General features: G+C 63.5%; 15 protein-coding genes. 11 read left to right on the top strand and 4 right to left on the bottom strand.

Annotation, left to right across the window (positions count from 1 at the left end; all coding sequences use genetic code 11):
• Nucleotides 1-38: 38 nt before the first annotated feature.
• The 3 genes from EL255_RS05340 to EL255_RS05330 all read right to left on the bottom strand — a co-directional run bounded on the left by EL255_RS05340 (nt 39) and on the right by EL255_RS05330 (nt 2,553).
• Nucleotides 39-689: a cold shock domain-containing protein gene (locus tag EL255_RS05340; RefSeq protein WP_042652743.1), complete on the bottom strand. Its 651-nt coding sequence runs from the start codon at nt 687-689 to the stop codon at nt 39-41.
• 113 nt (nt 690-802) lie between these two features.
• Nucleotides 803-1,369 (bottom strand): cysteine hydrolase family protein, encoded by a 567-nt coding sequence (locus EL255_RS05335; RefSeq protein WP_042652744.1) that lies wholly within the window; start codon nt 1,367-1,369, stop codon nt 803-805.
• A gap of 20 nt (nt 1,370-1,389) precedes the next feature.
• Nucleotides 1,390-2,553, bottom strand: coding sequence for an FAD-dependent oxidoreductase (locus EL255_RS05330; protein WP_042652745.1), 1,164 nt, complete (start codon nt 2,551-2,553; stop codon nt 1,390-1,392).
• 257 nt (nt 2,554-2,810) lie between these two features.
• Between EL255_RS05330 and miaB the strand changes: the two genes are divergently transcribed.
• From miaB to lnt, 5 genes are all read left to right on the top strand, one after another.
• Nucleotides 2,811-4,244 carry a tRNA (N6-isopentenyl adenosine(37)-C2)-methylthiotransferase MiaB gene (gene miaB, locus EL255_RS05325; RefSeq protein WP_042652746.1) on the top strand — a complete coding sequence of 478 codons (1,434 nt, stop codon included), beginning with the start codon at nt 2,811-2,813 and terminating at the stop codon, nt 4,242-4,244.
• A 54-nt stretch (nt 4,245-4,298) separates the two neighbouring features.
• Nucleotides 4,299-5,366 carry a PhoH family protein gene (locus EL255_RS05320; RefSeq protein ID WP_042652747.1) on the top strand — a complete coding sequence of 356 codons (1,068 nt, stop codon included), beginning with the start codon at nt 4,299-4,301 and terminating at the stop codon, nt 5,364-5,366.
• Complete coding sequence (ybeY, locus tag EL255_RS05315) at nt 5,363-5,833, top strand: rRNA maturation RNase YbeY (protein ID WP_042652748.1); 471 nt, start codon at nt 5,363-5,365, stop codon at nt 5,831-5,833. Before EL255_RS05320 ends, ybeY begins: the two co-directional genes overlap by 4 nt.
• A gap of 194 nt (nt 5,834-6,027) precedes the next feature.
• The gene (corC, locus tag EL255_RS05310; RefSeq protein ID WP_042652749.1) at nt 6,028-6,909 is read left to right on the top strand and encodes a CNNM family magnesium/cobalt transport protein CorC; all 882 of its coding nucleotides are present in this window, start codon (nt 6,028-6,030) and stop codon (nt 6,907-6,909) included.
• 210 nt (nt 6,910-7,119) lie between these two features.
• The gene (gene lnt / locus EL255_RS05305) at nt 7,120-8,649 is read left to right on the top strand and encodes an apolipoprotein N-acyltransferase (protein ID WP_042652750.1); all 1,530 of its coding nucleotides are present in this window, start codon (nt 7,120-7,122) and stop codon (nt 8,647-8,649) included.
• Between the two features lie 79 nt (nt 8,650-8,728).
• Here the strand turns inward: lnt and EL255_RS05300 are convergent, their stop codons facing one another.
• Nucleotides 8,729-9,211, bottom strand: coding sequence for a zinc ribbon-containing protein (locus tag EL255_RS05300; RefSeq protein WP_042652751.1), 483 nt, complete (start codon nt 9,209-9,211; stop codon nt 8,729-8,731).
• Nucleotides 9,212-9,356: 145 nt separating this feature from the next.
• Here EL255_RS05300 and leuS point away from each other — a divergent pair, with 145 nt between their 5' ends.
• From leuS to rlmH, 6 genes are all read left to right on the top strand, one after another.
• Nucleotides 9,357-11,936, top strand: a complete 2,580-nt coding sequence (leuS, locus tag EL255_RS05295) for a leucine--tRNA ligase (RefSeq protein WP_042652752.1) — start codon at nt 9,357-9,359, stop codon at nt 11,934-11,936.
• A 57-nt stretch (nt 11,937-11,993) separates the two neighbouring features.
• Nucleotides 11,994-12,476 carry an LPS-assembly lipoprotein LptE gene (locus tag EL255_RS05290; RefSeq protein WP_042652753.1) on the top strand — a complete coding sequence of 161 codons (483 nt, stop codon included), beginning with the start codon at nt 11,994-11,996 and terminating at the stop codon, nt 12,474-12,476.
• Between the two features lie 13 nt (nt 12,477-12,489).
• Nucleotides 12,490-13,524 carry a DNA polymerase III subunit delta gene (gene holA, locus EL255_RS05285; protein ID WP_042652754.1) on the top strand — a complete coding sequence of 345 codons (1,035 nt, stop codon included), beginning with the start codon at nt 12,490-12,492 and terminating at the stop codon, nt 13,522-13,524.
• Entirely contained in the window at nt 13,518-14,165 is a 648-nt protein-coding gene (gene nadD, locus EL255_RS05280; RefSeq protein ID WP_042652755.1) for a nicotinate-nucleotide adenylyltransferase, read from the top strand. The genes holA and nadD overlap by 7 nt, the downstream gene beginning before the upstream one ends.
• 263 nt (nt 14,166-14,428) lie before the next feature.
• Entirely contained in the window at nt 14,429-14,767 is a 339-nt protein-coding gene (gene rsfS / locus EL255_RS05275) for a ribosome silencing factor (protein ID WP_042652756.1), read from the top strand.
• Nucleotides 14,768-14,806: 39 nt separating this feature from the next.
• Nucleotides 14,807-15,274, top strand: a complete 468-nt coding sequence (rlmH, locus tag EL255_RS05270) for a 23S rRNA (pseudouridine(1915)-N(3))-methyltransferase RlmH (RefSeq protein WP_042652757.1) — start codon at nt 14,807-14,809, stop codon at nt 15,272-15,274.
• Nucleotides 15,275-15,307: the final 33 nt, after the last annotated feature.

The raw sequence follows: 15,307 nt of genomic DNA, 5'->3' as shown, positions 1-15,307 counted from the left end.
GCTCGTCTCAGCCGAGCACCCCTTGCCACCTTGACGGCTCAATGACCGCACCACTGATCTTCACAGGGAATGCCATCGCCCTCCCCGTCCATCTTGGTGTTTGGGCAATGTTGCAGGAACCAGGTCGCCTCCTCGCAGGAGCTCATCTGGGAGCAATGCTGCCGGCCATCGCATTGACGGATAAAAGTGGCTGCCTGTGGCGTGCTATGGGCCGTGCTCACCTCATCCTGACTGAAAGAGGAAACTGAGGAGGGTGAGACCGACTCGGCCGAGAAGCGGGAGTAGATGGAAAACAGCCCCGCCAGCACCAGCAGGGGGATCAGCTTGCCACGCCAGTCACCCCTGCGCCTATAGGAGGGCTGGAGGCGGGGCCTTGGTGCCGCCGGTCGATCAGAGCGGCTTGCCGTGCTAACGGATTCATTGCGCGCAGGCGAGGGCCGTTCGCGGGCGGGGCCGGCTCCCTGCGCCAGCGACAGGGGCCGATCGGGGAAGTACACCTGCAGGGCACAGGGCTTGTCGTCCTTGCCCACCCCCAGCTGGTAGGAGACCCGTTCCCCGACCTCGGGGGCCCTGCCATCGAAGTGCAGGGCGGAGACATGCACGAAGATCTCGGCCCCTCCCTGCTGCGGTTTGATGAACCCGAAGCCACGCTGGGGGTTCCAGCTCGCGATCCTGCCCTGATAACCCATGCCCTCATCCTTGTGGCCACCGACTAAGCCCCATCATGCCTCGAAACGGACCCGTCTCGACAGGGGCTGGCGGATAAAATGTGAGCGACGCGGGCAATGCCGGCGGCGGGAGCTCAGCTCAGCTGGCCAACCTTGATGATTTCGGCGATGCGGCCGAGCATCCGCAGCGAGCCGTGGTGCTCTATGGCATCTGCCGCGGCGCAGGCATCCTCCAGGATGCTGATGGTGTAGTCCCGATCGTGGCCATCCCGGGCGGCGGCCTGAATGGCCCAGCTGGTGCTCACCCCGCACAGGTAGAGATGATCAATCCGGTTGGCCCGCAGGGCGGGTTCCAGCGCGGTGCCGTAGAAGGGGCTGACCCTGGGCTTGGTCAGCACCAGATCGCCGGGCTGCACATCCAGCTCGGGATGAAAATCGGTGCCGCTATCGGCCAGCGACAGCGCGCCGAACTGGTGCGCCCGGCCAAACATCGGGGAGCCCTTGGGCTGCAGCCGATACCCTCCGTCAAAGCCCACCTTCATCAGGATCACCAGCCAGCCCTGGGCGCGGGCATGGGCCAGCGCCTGATTGGCATGGGTGATGGCATCCTGCTCCAGCACATGGGCCGCCGAGGCGGCGATGCGCCCGTCCGGGTGGGCCAGATCGTTGATAAAGTCGATCACCAGCAGTGCCTTGTTCATGGTGCAAGCTCCCTCGTTGTTTATACCAGCCCCAGTGCGTAGCGTAGCGCCATCTCCTTGAGCGGGCCCGCCCTGTCCGCCAGGGTGAGCGCCAGATTGCGGGCGAGCCTGAGCGGCCCTATCTCGTTGCTGAACACCCCGTAGAAGAGATCCATCCCCGACTGCATCAGCAGGTTGTCCGGACGGCGCCGGCGCTCGTAGCGCCCGGCCAGGGCGAGCTGGTGCCAGTCGCCGCCGGCCTTGTGCAATAACTCGACCCAGCAGGCCACATCCTTGAAGCCGAGGTTGACCCCCTGCCCCGCCAGCGGGTTGATGGTGTGGGCGGCGTCGCCGAGCAGCAGCACCCGCCCGGCGTGATAGTCGTTGGCATGGCGGCGCACCAGCGGGAAGCTGCCCTTGCCGGTCACCTGGAAACCGCCGAGCCGGGCCGGGAAGTGCTGGCGCACCTCGGCGGCCAGGGCCTCATTGCTCATGGCGGACAGGGCCCGGATGCGGGCCGGGCTGTCGTACCACACCAGGGAGCCGTGCCGGCCCGGCAGCGGCAGGAAGGCGCGCGGGCCGCTCGGGGTGAACTGCTGCCAGGTGATGTCTTCCTGCTCGAAGTCGGTATCTATGTTGATCAGCATGCAGTGCTGGCGATACTCGAAGCGCGACACCCCGATCCCGGCGAGACGGCGGGTGAGCGACTCGGCGCCGTCGCAGGCCAGCACCCAGCGCGCCTGCAGCTCGGTGCCATCGTCGAGCAGCAGGGTGGCGTGGTCGGCGCTCTGCTGCAGCCGCGTCACCGCCGCCGGGGTATGGGTCTGGATGTTGGGAAAATCTTCCATTCGCTTCAGCAGGGCGAGCTGTACCAGACGGTTCTCGATGATGTAGCCGAGCTGGGGCAGGCCGAGGTCGGCGGCATCGAAGCGGGTGGCGAAGCCGTCCAGCTCCCAGGTCTCCAGCCGGCGATAGGGGCACAGCCGCATCTGTTGCAGCCCTTGCCAGGCACCGGCCTGGGTCAGCAGGGCCACCGAGGCCTGGCTGATGGCGGAGACCCGCAGATCCAGCGGCTGCTCGGGGGAAAACGGTGCCGGCAGCTGGGTCTCGATGACCCGGACGTTGAGGCCCTGGCTCGCCAGCAGACAGGCGGTGGCGGCACCGACCATGCCGGCGCCGACGATGGCGATATCACAGTGTTGCATAGCGGGTTTCCTGAGAAAGGGGTCGCCCCGGACAAGAATAGAGGGGCCAAACCGAATGGGGGCATGATACCGCAAGGGGGCGCGATAAACAGTGAGACAGGCGGCGAATTGCCGTGCCAAATCAGGGGCAAAGCCCGTGCTGGCGGGAGGACTGGCCCCAGTGGCGGGCTGGATATTCGCTAGTCAGTGCCCGGATTGCGGAGTAAAATGCCCGGTCCTTTGACCCTGTCGATTACAAAAAACAGTCAAGAGTAGCGATGAGCAAGAAACTTCACATTAAAACCTGGGGCTGCCAGATGAACGAGTATGACTCGTCCAAGATGGCGGACCTGTTGGACGCCAGCCATGGTTATCAGCTGACCGATGAGCCCGCAGAGGCCGACGTCTTGCTGCTGAACACCTGTTCCATTCGTGAGAAGGCGCAGGAGAAGGTGTTCCACCAGCTCGGGCGCTGGAAGAAGCTCAAGTTGAAAAAGCCAGGCCTGGTGATAGGTGTGGGTGGCTGCGTCGCCTCTCAGGAAGGAGCTAGCCTGCGCCAGCGCGCCCCCTATGTGGACATCGTCTTCGGCCCGCAGACCCTGCATCGTCTGCCCGCCATGATCAAACAGGTCCAGGAAGGCCGGGGCGCCCAGATAGACATCGCCTTCCCCGAGATCGAGAAGTTCGACAACCTGCCAGAGCCGCGCGCCGAGGGCCCCACCGCCTTCGTCTCCATCATGGAAGGCTGCTCCAAGTACTGCTCCTTCTGCGTGGTGCCCTACACCCGCGGCGAGGAGGTGAGCCGCCCGCTGGACGACGTGCTCTACGAAATCGCCCAGCTCGCCCAGCAGGGCGTGCGCGAGGTGAACCTGCTCGGCCAGAACGTCAACGCCTACCGCGGCCCGACCTTCGATGACCAGCACTGCACCTTCGCCGAGCTGCTGCGACTGGTGGCCGCCATCGACGGCATCGACAGGATCCGCTACACCACCAGCCACCCCATCGAATTCACCGACGACATCATCGAGGTCTACAAGGACACGCCGGAAGTGGTCAGCTTCCTGCACCTGCCGGTGCAAAGTGGCTCCGACCGTATCCTGACCATGATGAAGCGTCCGCACACAGTGCTGGAGTACAAGTCCAAGATCCGCCGCCTGCGCAGCGTCCGTCCCGACATCACCATGAGCTCCGACTTCATCGTCGGCTTCCCGAACGAGACGGACGAAGACTTCGAGGCCACCATGAAGCTGATCGAGGAGATCAACTACGATATGAGCTTCAGCTTCATCTACAGCCCGCGCCCCGGCACCCCGGCCGCCGATCTGCCGGACGACGTCGACATGGAGGTGAAGAAGGCCCGCCTGGCCCGGCTGCAGAACCAGATAAATCACCAGTCGATGCTCATCGGTCGCGCCATGCTGGGCTCGGTGCAGCGCATCCTGGTGGAAGGGCCCTCCAAGATGGATCCCATGCAGCTCAGTGGCCGCACCGAGAACAACCGGGTGGTCAACTTCGAGGGCCCCCATACCCTGATCGGCGGCTTCGCCGACGTGGAGATCACCGACGTGCGGCCCTACTCCCTGCGCGGTCTCTTCATCCGTGGCGAGGACGAGATGAATCTGCGCATCGCCACCGCGCCGAGCGAGATCCTGGCGCGCCGGCCCGACAACGTGCCCGATGATCTGGGCGTCGCGGCCTTCAGACCCCACTAATTACCCTCTCCCCCTCCGCCAGCCGGAGGGGGAAACAGCTGAGACGAGGACATTTTGAGCCGACACATCTCGACCCTGAACCTGCACCTGGAGCCCGCCGACAACCTGCGCCTCGCCAGCCTGTGCGGTCCCTTCGACGACAATCTCAAGCAGCTGGAGCGCCGTCTCGGCGTCGAGATCAGCTACCGTGACAACCACTTCCAGCTGCTCGGCAAGCAGGCCCAGGTGGACGCCGTCGCCGTCATCCTCAAGCACCTCTATGTGGAAACCCAGCCCCTCAAGGGCGGCAAGGTGACCGACATCACCCCCGAGATGGTGCACCTGTCGGTGCAGGAGTCTCGTGTATTGGAACAGAGAGAGTTGGAGCAGGATGACGAGGCGCCGGGCCAGCCCCATGGCAAGGAGGTGACGGTCAAGACCAAGCGCGGGCTCATCAAGCCCCGCAGCCCCAATCAGGCGCAGTACATCGCCAACATAGTGCGCCACGACATCAGCTTCGGCATAGGCCCGGCCGGTACCGGCAAGACCTATCTGGCCGTGGCCGCCGCGGTGGACGCCCTGGAGCGCCAGGAGATCCGCCGCATCCTGCTGACCCGCCCGGCGGTGGAGGCGGGGGAGAAGCTTGGCTTCTTGCCGGGGGATCTCTCCCAGAAGGTGGACCCCTACCTGCGTCCGCTCTACGACGCCCTGTTCGAGATGCTGGGCTTCGAGCGGGTGGAGAAGCTGATAGAGCGCAACATCATAGAAGTGGCACCGCTCGCCTATATGCGCGGAAGAACATTGAATGATGCCTTTATCATCCTCGACGAGGCCCAGAACACCACCACCGAGCAGATGAAGATGTTCCTGACCCGCATCGGCTTCAACTCCAAGGCGGTGGTGACCGGCGACATCACCCAGGTGGATCTGCCGCGCAGCACCAAGTCCGGCCTGCGCCACGCACTGGAGGTACTGCAGGGGGTCGATGGCCTGTCGTTCAACTTCTTCGAATCCAAAGACGTGGTGCGCCACCCGGTAGTAGCCCGCATAGTGCAAGCCTACGAGGCGTTCGACGCCGCGCAGGCCGAGTCCCTCCCGGCCAAGTCCAATAAAACCAATTCAAGAGAAGAGAGTGCCCAATGAGCGTGACCCTGGATCTGCAACTGGCCTGTGCTGACGAGCAAGGTCTGCCGACCGAAGCCCAGCTGCAAGGCTGGCTCGACGGCACCCTCCTCGGCTTTCAGGATGAAGCCGAGGTGACGGTACGGCTGGTGGACGAGGCGGAGAGCCGCGAGCTGAACCTCACCTACCGCGGCAAGGACAAGCCCACCAACGTGCTCTCCTTCCCGTTCGAAGCCCCTCCCGGCATGGAGCTGCCCCTGCTCGGCGATCTGGTGATCTGTCGCCAGGTGGTCGAGGCCGAGGCCGCAGAGCAGGGTAAAACCCTGGACGCGCACTGGGCTCACATGGTTGTGCACGGCAGTCTGCATCTGCTAGGTTATGACCATATCGAGGATGAGGAAGCCGAAGAGATGGAGGCGCTGGAGCGCGACATCATGCAGGAACTCGGCTTCCCCGACCCCTATCTTGACGATGAGGTCGAGGCCTGAAGGCGAACGGAAAGCCGAGGCGATGGCGCACCGCAGGCGCGCGACATCCGGCAGAAACTCGGCTTCCCAACACCTAATATTGACGATGAAGAATGAGTGCCGAGGAGGCGGGTCACAGTATTGAAACAGACTGCGGCCATCCTCACTTAGCACAGCCAAGAACCCCTATGTTCAATGAGTAACCAAGAGAAAAAATGACCGACGAACACCCTAGTACCGGCTCGCCGAAGAAAACCTGGCTCGACAAACTCAGCCAACTCTTCCAGGGCGAGCCAAAAGACCGTAACGATCTGGTGGACGTGATCGCCGATGCCGAGGAGCGAGACCTCATCGATCAGGACACCAAGGACATGATCGAAGGCGTGCTCGAAATAGCCGAGCTGCGCGTGCGCGACATCATGATCCCCCGCTCCCAGATGGTGACCATCGAGAAGTCCCAGCCGGTGGACCAGTTCCTGCCGGTCATCATCGAATCCGGCCACTCCCGCTTCCCGGTGATCAACGAAGACAAGGATCATGTGGAAGGCATTCTGCTCGCCAAGGATCTGCTGCCATTCGGCTTCGGCGGCCATCATGCCAGCGAGCCGCTGCAGCTCGAGCAGATCCTGCGCCCCACTGTGATAGTGCCGGAAAGCAAGCGGGTCGATCGGCTGCTCAAGGAGTTCCGCGAGGAGCGCTACCACATGGCCATAGTGGTGGACGAGTTCGGCGGGGTCTCGGGTCTGGTGACCATCGAGGACATATTGGAGCTCATCGTCGGCGAGATCGACGACGAATTTGACGACATAGAGGATGAACAGGAAGAGATCCGCCGCATCAGCAAGCGGGTCTTCTCGGTCAGCGCCCTCACCGAGATCGAAGACTTCAACGACTTCTTCGGCACCCAGTTCAGCGATGAAGAGGTGGACACGGTCGGCGGTCTGGTGATGCACGCCTTCAGCCACCTGCCGAAGAAGGGCGAGGAGATCGAGCTGGACGGTTACCTGTTCAAGGTCATGCATGCCGACCGCCGTCGCCTGCAGCAACTTCAGGTCAAGATCCCGGAGAATCATGCGGCTGCCCAGCCCGAGTCCTGATCCCGCTTCATCATAATCTGACGATTCAGCGCCCCTGCTTGCAGGGGCGCTTGTCATTTCAGCACTGCCGTCTCGCCTGCTCGCCACCATCAACGCCGCCTCAATACGGCGTCGAAATCCCGATGGCCGGGAGGCTCGCCGTTGGCGCGCTTTGCGGTTAAGATGTCGGCCACTTAACTTTTATTCAGCCCAATTCGAGCCCCTAGCCCAGTGAAATCGAAACTTCTGACAAGCCTATGTGCCTTTGCTTGTGGCGCACTCGCCGTGCTGGCCTTCTCCCCCTTCGGCTACTGGCCTCTGGTGATCCCCTCCCTGCTCGGGCTCTATGCCCTGCTGGACAAGGCCAACCCCAAACAGGCCGCCTGGCGCGGTTTTGGTTACGCCATGGGGCTCTTCCTGCCGGGTCAGTGGTGGATCCACGTCAGCATGACGGAATTCGGTGGCATACCGCTGCCGGCGGCCTTCGTGTTGCTGGCGGGGCTGGCGGCCTATCTGTCGCTCTACCCGACCCTGGCCTGCTGGGTCTTTGCCCGCTTCTTCAGCGGCCGCCACTGGAGCCGTTGGCTGCTCGCCTTCCCGGCGCTCTGGCTGGTGGCCGACTGGCTGCGGGGCTGGGTGATGACCGGCTACCCCTGGCTCTGGTTTGGTTATACCCAGATCGACGGCCCCCTCAAGGGCTTCGCCCCCATCCTCGGGGTGCAGGGCATCACGCTGGCGCTGCTGCTGTGCACCTCCGCGCTCTGGCTGACCTGGCAGAGCCGCAAGCCGGCCTGGCTGCTGTTGCCCGTCGCCCTGGTGGGTGCCGCCCAGGGGCTGATGCAACTCAACTGGGTGACCCGGGGTGAACCGGTCAAGGTGGCGCTGGTGCAGGGCAACATAGCCCAGTCCCTCAAGTGGGATCCGGAGGCCCTGGTGCCGACGGTGCGCACCTATCAGGATCTCAGCCGCGAGAACCAGGATGCCGACGTCATCATCTGGCCGGAGTCGGCGATCCCGGCCATCGAGAAGGAGATGGGCAGCTATCTGGAGAGCCTGGACAAGGCGATGAAGGTGAACGACACCGGCCTGCTGGCGGGCATCATCCATTACGATCCGGTGCAGCAGCGCTTCTTCAACACAGTGCTGGGCATGGGGGTACAGGATCTGGACGGCAAGGAGTCCTACCACTACGAGCATAAGAACCGCTACTCCAAGTATCACCTGCTGCCCATAGGGGAATATGTGCCGTTTGAAGATTGGCTGCGTCCCATCGCCCCCTTCTTCAACCTGCCCATGTCCTCCTTCAGCCCGGGGGATGCGGTGCAGCCGAACCTGATCGCCAAGGGGCTCAAGTTCGCCGCCGCCATCTGCTACGAGATCATCTTCCCGGACGAGGTGCGCCGCAACGTCCAGCCGGATACCGACTTCCTGCTGACGGTCTCCAACGATGCCTGGTTCGGCACCAGCATAGGCCCCTGGCAGCACATGGAGATAGCCCGCATGCGCGCCCTCGAACTGGCCCGTCCGCTGCTGCGCGACACCAACACCGGCATCACCATAGTCACCGAGATCGACGGCAGCATCATCGCCCAGATCCCGCAGTTCGAGGCCGGGGTGCTGCGCACCGAGGTGCGGCCGGCCCACGGCTCGACCCCCTATCTGCGCTTCGGCAGCTGGCCGCTGTACGGCCTGACCGCCCTGCTGCTCGGGCTGGCGCTGGCGCTGCGCCCCCGTGCCCACCCCTGGGCGCGCCAGCTCTGAGCCAACGCTCGCCCATAAAAGAGGCGCCCTCCTGGGGCGCCTCTTTTCATTGGCTCATTGGCTAGGCTCGCAGCGGCACTCAGGGTGACAGCGGCTCGCGGTGATACTCGTTGGCGCCGCACTCGGGGCAGGTGCCGAGCTGCTCCGGGTGCAGCACCGTATGGCGCCACTCGCAGTGGTCGCACACCAGCACCCCGAGCCCGACCCAGTCGCCGGCCCGGTAGATGCCCTTGTGTTCCAGCTCCTCCGCCAGCTCACTCCACTCCACCTGGGCCCGGTCGGTCACGTCCGCCAGCCAGGACCAGGCGGTATCCTTCAACGCCAGCATGAAGGCAGACTCCGGCGCCTCGGCCCGCCCCTCGTCGTAGTTGCCAAGATCCCGCTTCACATACTCGGCGATCAGCGCCAGTTCGTCCTGGGTCAGATCCCCGGCCGCCTCCAGATAGGCCTGCACCTTGTCGATCATCCGGTTGAGGCGCTCCCCCTGGAACTCTTCGGTCTCCTGCCATTGCTTTTTAAGCTGAGCGATGAAGGCTTCGTACCCTTGTCGACGTTTGTCCATGGTCGTTACTCCTCTGCTGAACCCTGATCGTGCCTGGCACGAGGCGGGGCGGATGCTGGCGGTTGTTGCCGCCGCAGGATATGGGTATTCTATCGGGATTTCCCAGCTGATTTATCTATTCATTTCACAGATCCGGATGTCACCAATGCAAGAGCAATACGTTCCCCAATCCATAGAACCAGCAGTGCAACAGCACTGGGATGCCAAGAAAACCTTCAAGGCCGTGGAAAAAGTAGACAAAGAGAAGTTCTACTGCCTCTCCATGTTCCCCTATCCGTCTGGTCGTCTACACATGGGGCACGTGCGTAACTACACCATAGGTGATGTGATCTCCCGTTATCAACGGCTCAATGGCAAGAACGTGCTGCAACCCATCGGCTGGGATGCCTTCGGTCTGCCGGCAGAAAACGCCGCCATCAAAAACAACACGGCACCGGCGCCCTGGACCTACGAAAACATCGAATACATGAAGAACCAGCTCAAGATGCTGGGGCTCGGCTACGACTGGGATCGCGAGCTGGCGACCTGCAAGCCGGACTACTACCGCTGGGAGCAGTGGTTCTTCACCAAGCTCCACGAGAAGGGCCTGGTCTACAAGAAGACCTCCTCCGTCAACTGGTGCCCGAACGACATGACGGTGCTGGCCAACGAGCAGGTGATCGACAACTGCTGCTGGCGCTGTGACACCCCGGTGGAGCAGAAAGAGATCCCCCAGTGGTTCATCAAGATCACCGACTATGCCGAAGAGCTGCTCAACGACATCGACAACCTGGACGGCTGGCCAGAGATGGTCAAGACCATGCAGCGTAACTGGATTGGCCGCTCCGAAGGGGTCAACATCCACTTCCAGATCGCCGATCAGGATGGCGACCTCGAGGTCTACACCACCCGTCCGGATACCTTCATGGGCGTGACCTATGTGGGCATCGCCGCCGGCCACCCGCTGGCTGCCCAGGCTGCCGCGACCAATCCTGAGCTGGCCGCCTTTATCGAGGAGTGCAAGCACACCAAGGTGGCCGAGGCTGAGATGGCGACCATGGAGAAGAAGGGCATGGCCACCGGCCTCTACGCCATTCACCCGCTGGATGGTCGCAAGGTGCCGGTCTGGGTCGCCAACTTCGTGCTGATGAACTATGGCACCGGCGCCGTGATGGCGGTCCCCGGCCACGATCTGCGCGACCATGAGTTCGCCACCAAGTACGGCCTCGAGATCAAGGCCGTCATCAAGCCCGCCGAGGGTGAGGTGCCGGACGTTGCTGCCGCCGCTTACACCGACAAGGGTGTGCTGTTCAACTCCGGCGAGTTCGACGGCCTCGAGTTCCAGGCCGCCTTCGATGCCATCGCCACCAAGCTGGAATCGATCGGCAAGGGCAAGCGCACCGTCAACTTCCGCCTGCGCGACTGGGGCGTCTCCCGTCAGCGCTACTGGGGCGCCCCCATCCCCATGTTGACCCTGGCCGACGGCACAGTAGTACCGACCCCGGAGGATCAACTGCCGGTGCTGCTGCCGGAAGACGTGGTGATGGACGGCATCCAGAGCCCGATCAAGGCCGATGCCGCCTGGGCCAAGACCACCTATAACGGCCAGGAAGCCTTCCGGGAAACAGATACTTTTGACACCTTTATGGAGTCCTCCTGGTATTACGCCCGCTACTGCTCCCCGGACTACGACAAGGGCATGCTGGATCCCGCGGCCGCCAACCACTGGCTGCCGGTGGATCAGTACATAGGCGGCATCGAGCACGCCTGTATGCACCTGCTCTACGCCCGCTTCTTCCACAAGCTGCTGCGCGACGCCGGCCTGGTCAACAGCGACGAGCCGTTCAAGCGTCTGCTCTGCCAGGGCATGGTGCTGGCCGACGCCTTCTACTACAAGGACGAGAAGGGCGGCAACGTCTGGGTCAGCCCGACCGAGGTCAAGGTGGAGCGTGACGACAAGGGTCGCATCACCAAGGCCACCGACCTTGAGGGCCGTGAGGTGATCCACTCCGGCATGACCAAGATGTCCAAGTCCAAGAACAACGGCATCGATCCCCAGCTGATGGTGGAGCGTTACGGCGCCGATACCGTGCGCCTGTTCATGATGTTCGCCTCCCCGGCCGACATGACCCTGGAGTGGTCCGACTCCGGCGTCGAAGGGGCCCAGCGCTTCCTGCGTCGCCTGTGGCGCCTGACCTTCGAGCACGTCAGTGCAGGTGCCGCCCCCGCGCTGAACCTGGCCGCCCTGACCGGCGATCAGAAAGCGGTGCGCCGCGAGCTGCACAAGACCATCGCCAAGGTGAGCGATGACGTGGGTCGTCGCCAGACCTTCAACACCGCCATCGCCGCCATCATGGAGCTGATGAACAATCTCTCCAAGCTGGATACCGGCGAGCAGGATCGCGCCCTGATGCAGGAAGCGCTGGAAGCGGTCGTGGTCATGCTCTACCCCATTACCCCGCACATCGGCTTCGAGCTGTGGAAGATGCTGGGCAAGGAAGGGGACATCGACGTATCCAGCTGGCCGGTGGCCGACGAGAGCGCCATGGTCGAGACCGAGAAGCTGGTGGTGGTGCAGATCAACGGCAAGATGCGCGGCAAGCTGACAGTGCCGGCCGAGATCAGCCAGGCCGAAGTCGAGAAGCTGGCCATGGCCGATGCCTCGGTGCAGAAGTTCACCGAAGGCCTGACCGTGCGCAAGGTGGTCTACGTACCGGGCAAGCTGCTCAACATCGTCGCCAACTGATGATCCGACGGCGGGCTGGTGCCCGCCGTCGTTCCAGCCATTCAAAGAGGAATTCACATGGGCATGTCCCTTACTCGCTGGATTGCCATCGCGCTGACGGGCCTGCTGCTGCAGGCCTGCGGTTTTCAGATGCGGGGCACCGCCATCCCCCCCGAGCTGATGACCATGAAGGTGGTCGGTGACAACAAGAGCGATTTCTACCGGCTGGTGACCACCCGCCTCAAGGCCTCAGGGGTGACCCTGGCGGACAAGGAAGGCATCCCGGTGCTGACCCTGGCCGGTGTCAGCAGCAGCAGTCAGGTTGCCTCCGTCGACTCCATCGGTCAGGAGCGTGAGTACCTGCTGGGTTACAACACCCAGTTCAGCATCACTGTGCCGGGCAAGCCGACCCAGGTCTTCCCCATCACCTTCAACCGCAGCTTCCTGAACAAGCCGGACGCGGCGCTCGCCTCGTCCCGCGAGCAGGAGCAGCTCGGCAAGGAGATGCAGGAGCAGGCCGCGAACCTGGTGATCCGTCAGCTCAGTCAGGTCAAGTTCTGATGCGAGTATCTTGATGAGAGTCTACCCCGAGCAGTTTGCGGACCATCTTAAAGCAGGGCTCAAGCCCTGCTATCTCGTTTTTGGTGACGAGCCGCTGCTCAAGCTGGAGGCCATCGACGCCATCCGGCAGGTGGCCGGCAAGCAGGGTTTCGATGAACGCCACAGCTTCGTGGTCGAAACCGGGCTGGACTGGAACCAGGTCTACGATGCCTGCCAGGCCATGAGCCTGTTCTCGGCCCGCCAGATCATCGAGCTGGAACTGCCCGCCAAGGTCGACAAGGATCTCGCCGCCCGTATCACCGAGATCGGCAAGCAGCTGCATCCCGATCTGCTGCTGGTGCTGAGCGGCAATCGCCTCAACCAGACCCAGATGAAGGCAGCCTGGTTCGACAAGCTGAGCCAGAACGGCACCTATGTGCCGGTCAATCACCCCGAGCCCCGCTTCTTCCCGCGCTGGATGAGCGCCCGTTTTCAGCGTTTCGGCCTCAAGGCCCTGCCGGACGCCATCAACTTCATGTGCCACGCCTATGAGGGCAACCTGCTGGCCGCGAGCCAGGAGATAGAGAAGCTGACCCTGCTGGCGCCGCCCCAGCCCATCAGCGTCGCCTATCTACAAGAGACCATCATACGTCACGCCCATTTCACGCCGTTCCAGCTCATCGATACCCTGCTGGAGGGCAAGGTGAACCGGGCCCAGCGCATCCTGCTGGCGCTGCGGGCCGAAGGCACCGAGCCCGGCATGCTGGCCTGGGCCCTGTGCCGCGAGCTGGAGCAGCTCACCGAGCTGGCGCTGGCCGCCCGCGCCGGTCTGCCGCTGGTGGAGCACTTCTCCCGGCTGCGTATCTGGCAGAGTCGCCAGCAGCTGATCCAGCAGGCCCTGACCCGCTTGCCGTTTAGCAAGCTGCAGCAGCTGTGGCAGCTGATGGCCCAGCTGGACGATGCCCAGCGCCGCTTCGATACCGAGCGGGCCTGGCTGATGCTGCAGACCCTGGCGCTCGGTTTTCGCGATGGCGCGCCACTGCCCCTGCTGGAGTCGGCAGCATGCTGAAGGCACCCATCGGCATCCTGGGCGGCACCTTCGATCCCATACACATCGGCCATCTGAGACCCGCCATCGAGGCCCAGGGCGCGCTCGGGCTGGCCGAGGTGCGCCTGGTGCCGAACCATATCCCGCCCCACAGAGCCAGTCCGTTCTGCACCGGCGAGCAACGCCTCGCCATGGTCAGGCTGGCGGCGGCGGAGACCCCGGGCTTCGTGGTGGATGAGCGGGAGCTCAGGCGAAACAGCCCCTCCTACACCATAGAGACGCTGATCGAACTGCGACGGGAGCTGCCGGACACCCCGCTCTGCTTCCTGATGGGGATGGACTCCTTGCTCGGCCTGCCGGGCTGGCACCGTTGGCGGGAGCTGCTCGACTATGCCCACCTGGTGGTGAGCATGCGCCCGGGCTGGCAACCGGACTACCCGGCCGAGGTGGCCAGCCTGCTGGCCCGCCACCAGAGCAGGCAGGTGTCGGATCTGCACCGCCACCGCCACGGCCACATCTGGCTGGCGGACAACCTGCCCATAGAGCTGTCGGCCACCCGGCTGCGGGCCCTGTTGGCCGCGGGTCAGGATCCCAGATACCTGTTGCCGGCCTCGGTGGCCAGCTACATCCGGCAGCAAGGGCTCTACCAACCCGCTCCCTAAGTACCGTGAACGGGCCAAGGTGCCGCTCCTCCGTCAGAGTCCCGCACTCGGGCACCTGGCTCCGGAGCCGACACCCTGAGGCGCAGCCGGCATCGGGCTGACTATTGTCTGGCCCGGTTGCGCACTATAGTGATCAACAAGGGCCCCGCCCGTCGGCGTGACCCCGGCTCCCTTGCCCTTTACCAAGCTGGGAAACGGGAATGACCATGATATAATCCGCCGCCCTCATGCTGTACAAGCGCGCCGGAAGATAGGAGAAGACATTGCAAGGCCAAGAATTACTCGCCTTTATCGTCGACAAGATCGATGACATGAAAGGTCGCGACATCATCACCCTGGATGTACGCGGCAAATCCAGCATCACGGACACCATGATCATCTGCTCCGGCAACTCCAGTCGCCATGTCAGCTCTATCGCCCACCATCTGGCCAGCGAGGCCCGCCACGCCGGGATCGCGCTGCTTAGCGTGGAAGGCCAGCTCACCGGTGAATGGGCGCTGGTGGACCTGGGGGTCGTCATAGTGCACGTGATGCAGGACGAATACCGCGACTTCTACCAACTGGAAAAACTCTGGGGCGGCGCCCAAGTGCCAACGCAATAGAGTGTGCAGGCGTAACAAAGGGTGCAAGTGTAATAAAAGATGAAGATCCAGTTGATTGCGGTGGGCACCAAGATGCCCGCCTGGGTAGAGCGTGGCTTCGAAGAGTACCGTCGCCGTTTCCCGAAAGACATGCCATTCGAGTTGGTCGAGATAGGCGCAGGCAAACGCGGCAAGAATGCCGACATTCCCCGCATCCTGCAGAAGGAGGGGGAAGCCATGCTGGCCGCCGCCGGCCGCTCCCGCCTCGTGACCCTGGACATCCCGGGCAAACCCTGGACCACTGAGCAGCTCGCCGCTTCGCTGGAAGCCTGGAAGCTGGATGGTCGCGACGTGGCGCTGCTGGTGGGGGGGCCCGAGGGTCTCTCCCCCGAGTGCAAGGCCGCCGCCGAGCAGAGCTGGTCGCTGTCACCGCTGACCCTGCCCCATCCGCTGGTGCGGGTGCTGGTGGCCGAGAGCCTCTATCGCGCCTGGAGCATCACCACCAATCATCCGTATCACAGGGAGTGAGCCATGAGTCTCTGGTGCATCACCCCCCATGTT

This window comes from Aeromonas encheleia, assembly GCF_900637545.1.
GTDB classification, from domain to species: Bacteria; Pseudomonadota; Gammaproteobacteria; order Enterobacterales; family Aeromonadaceae; genus Aeromonas; species Aeromonas encheleia.
This window is presented reverse-complemented; position numbering and strand designations above follow the sequence as displayed.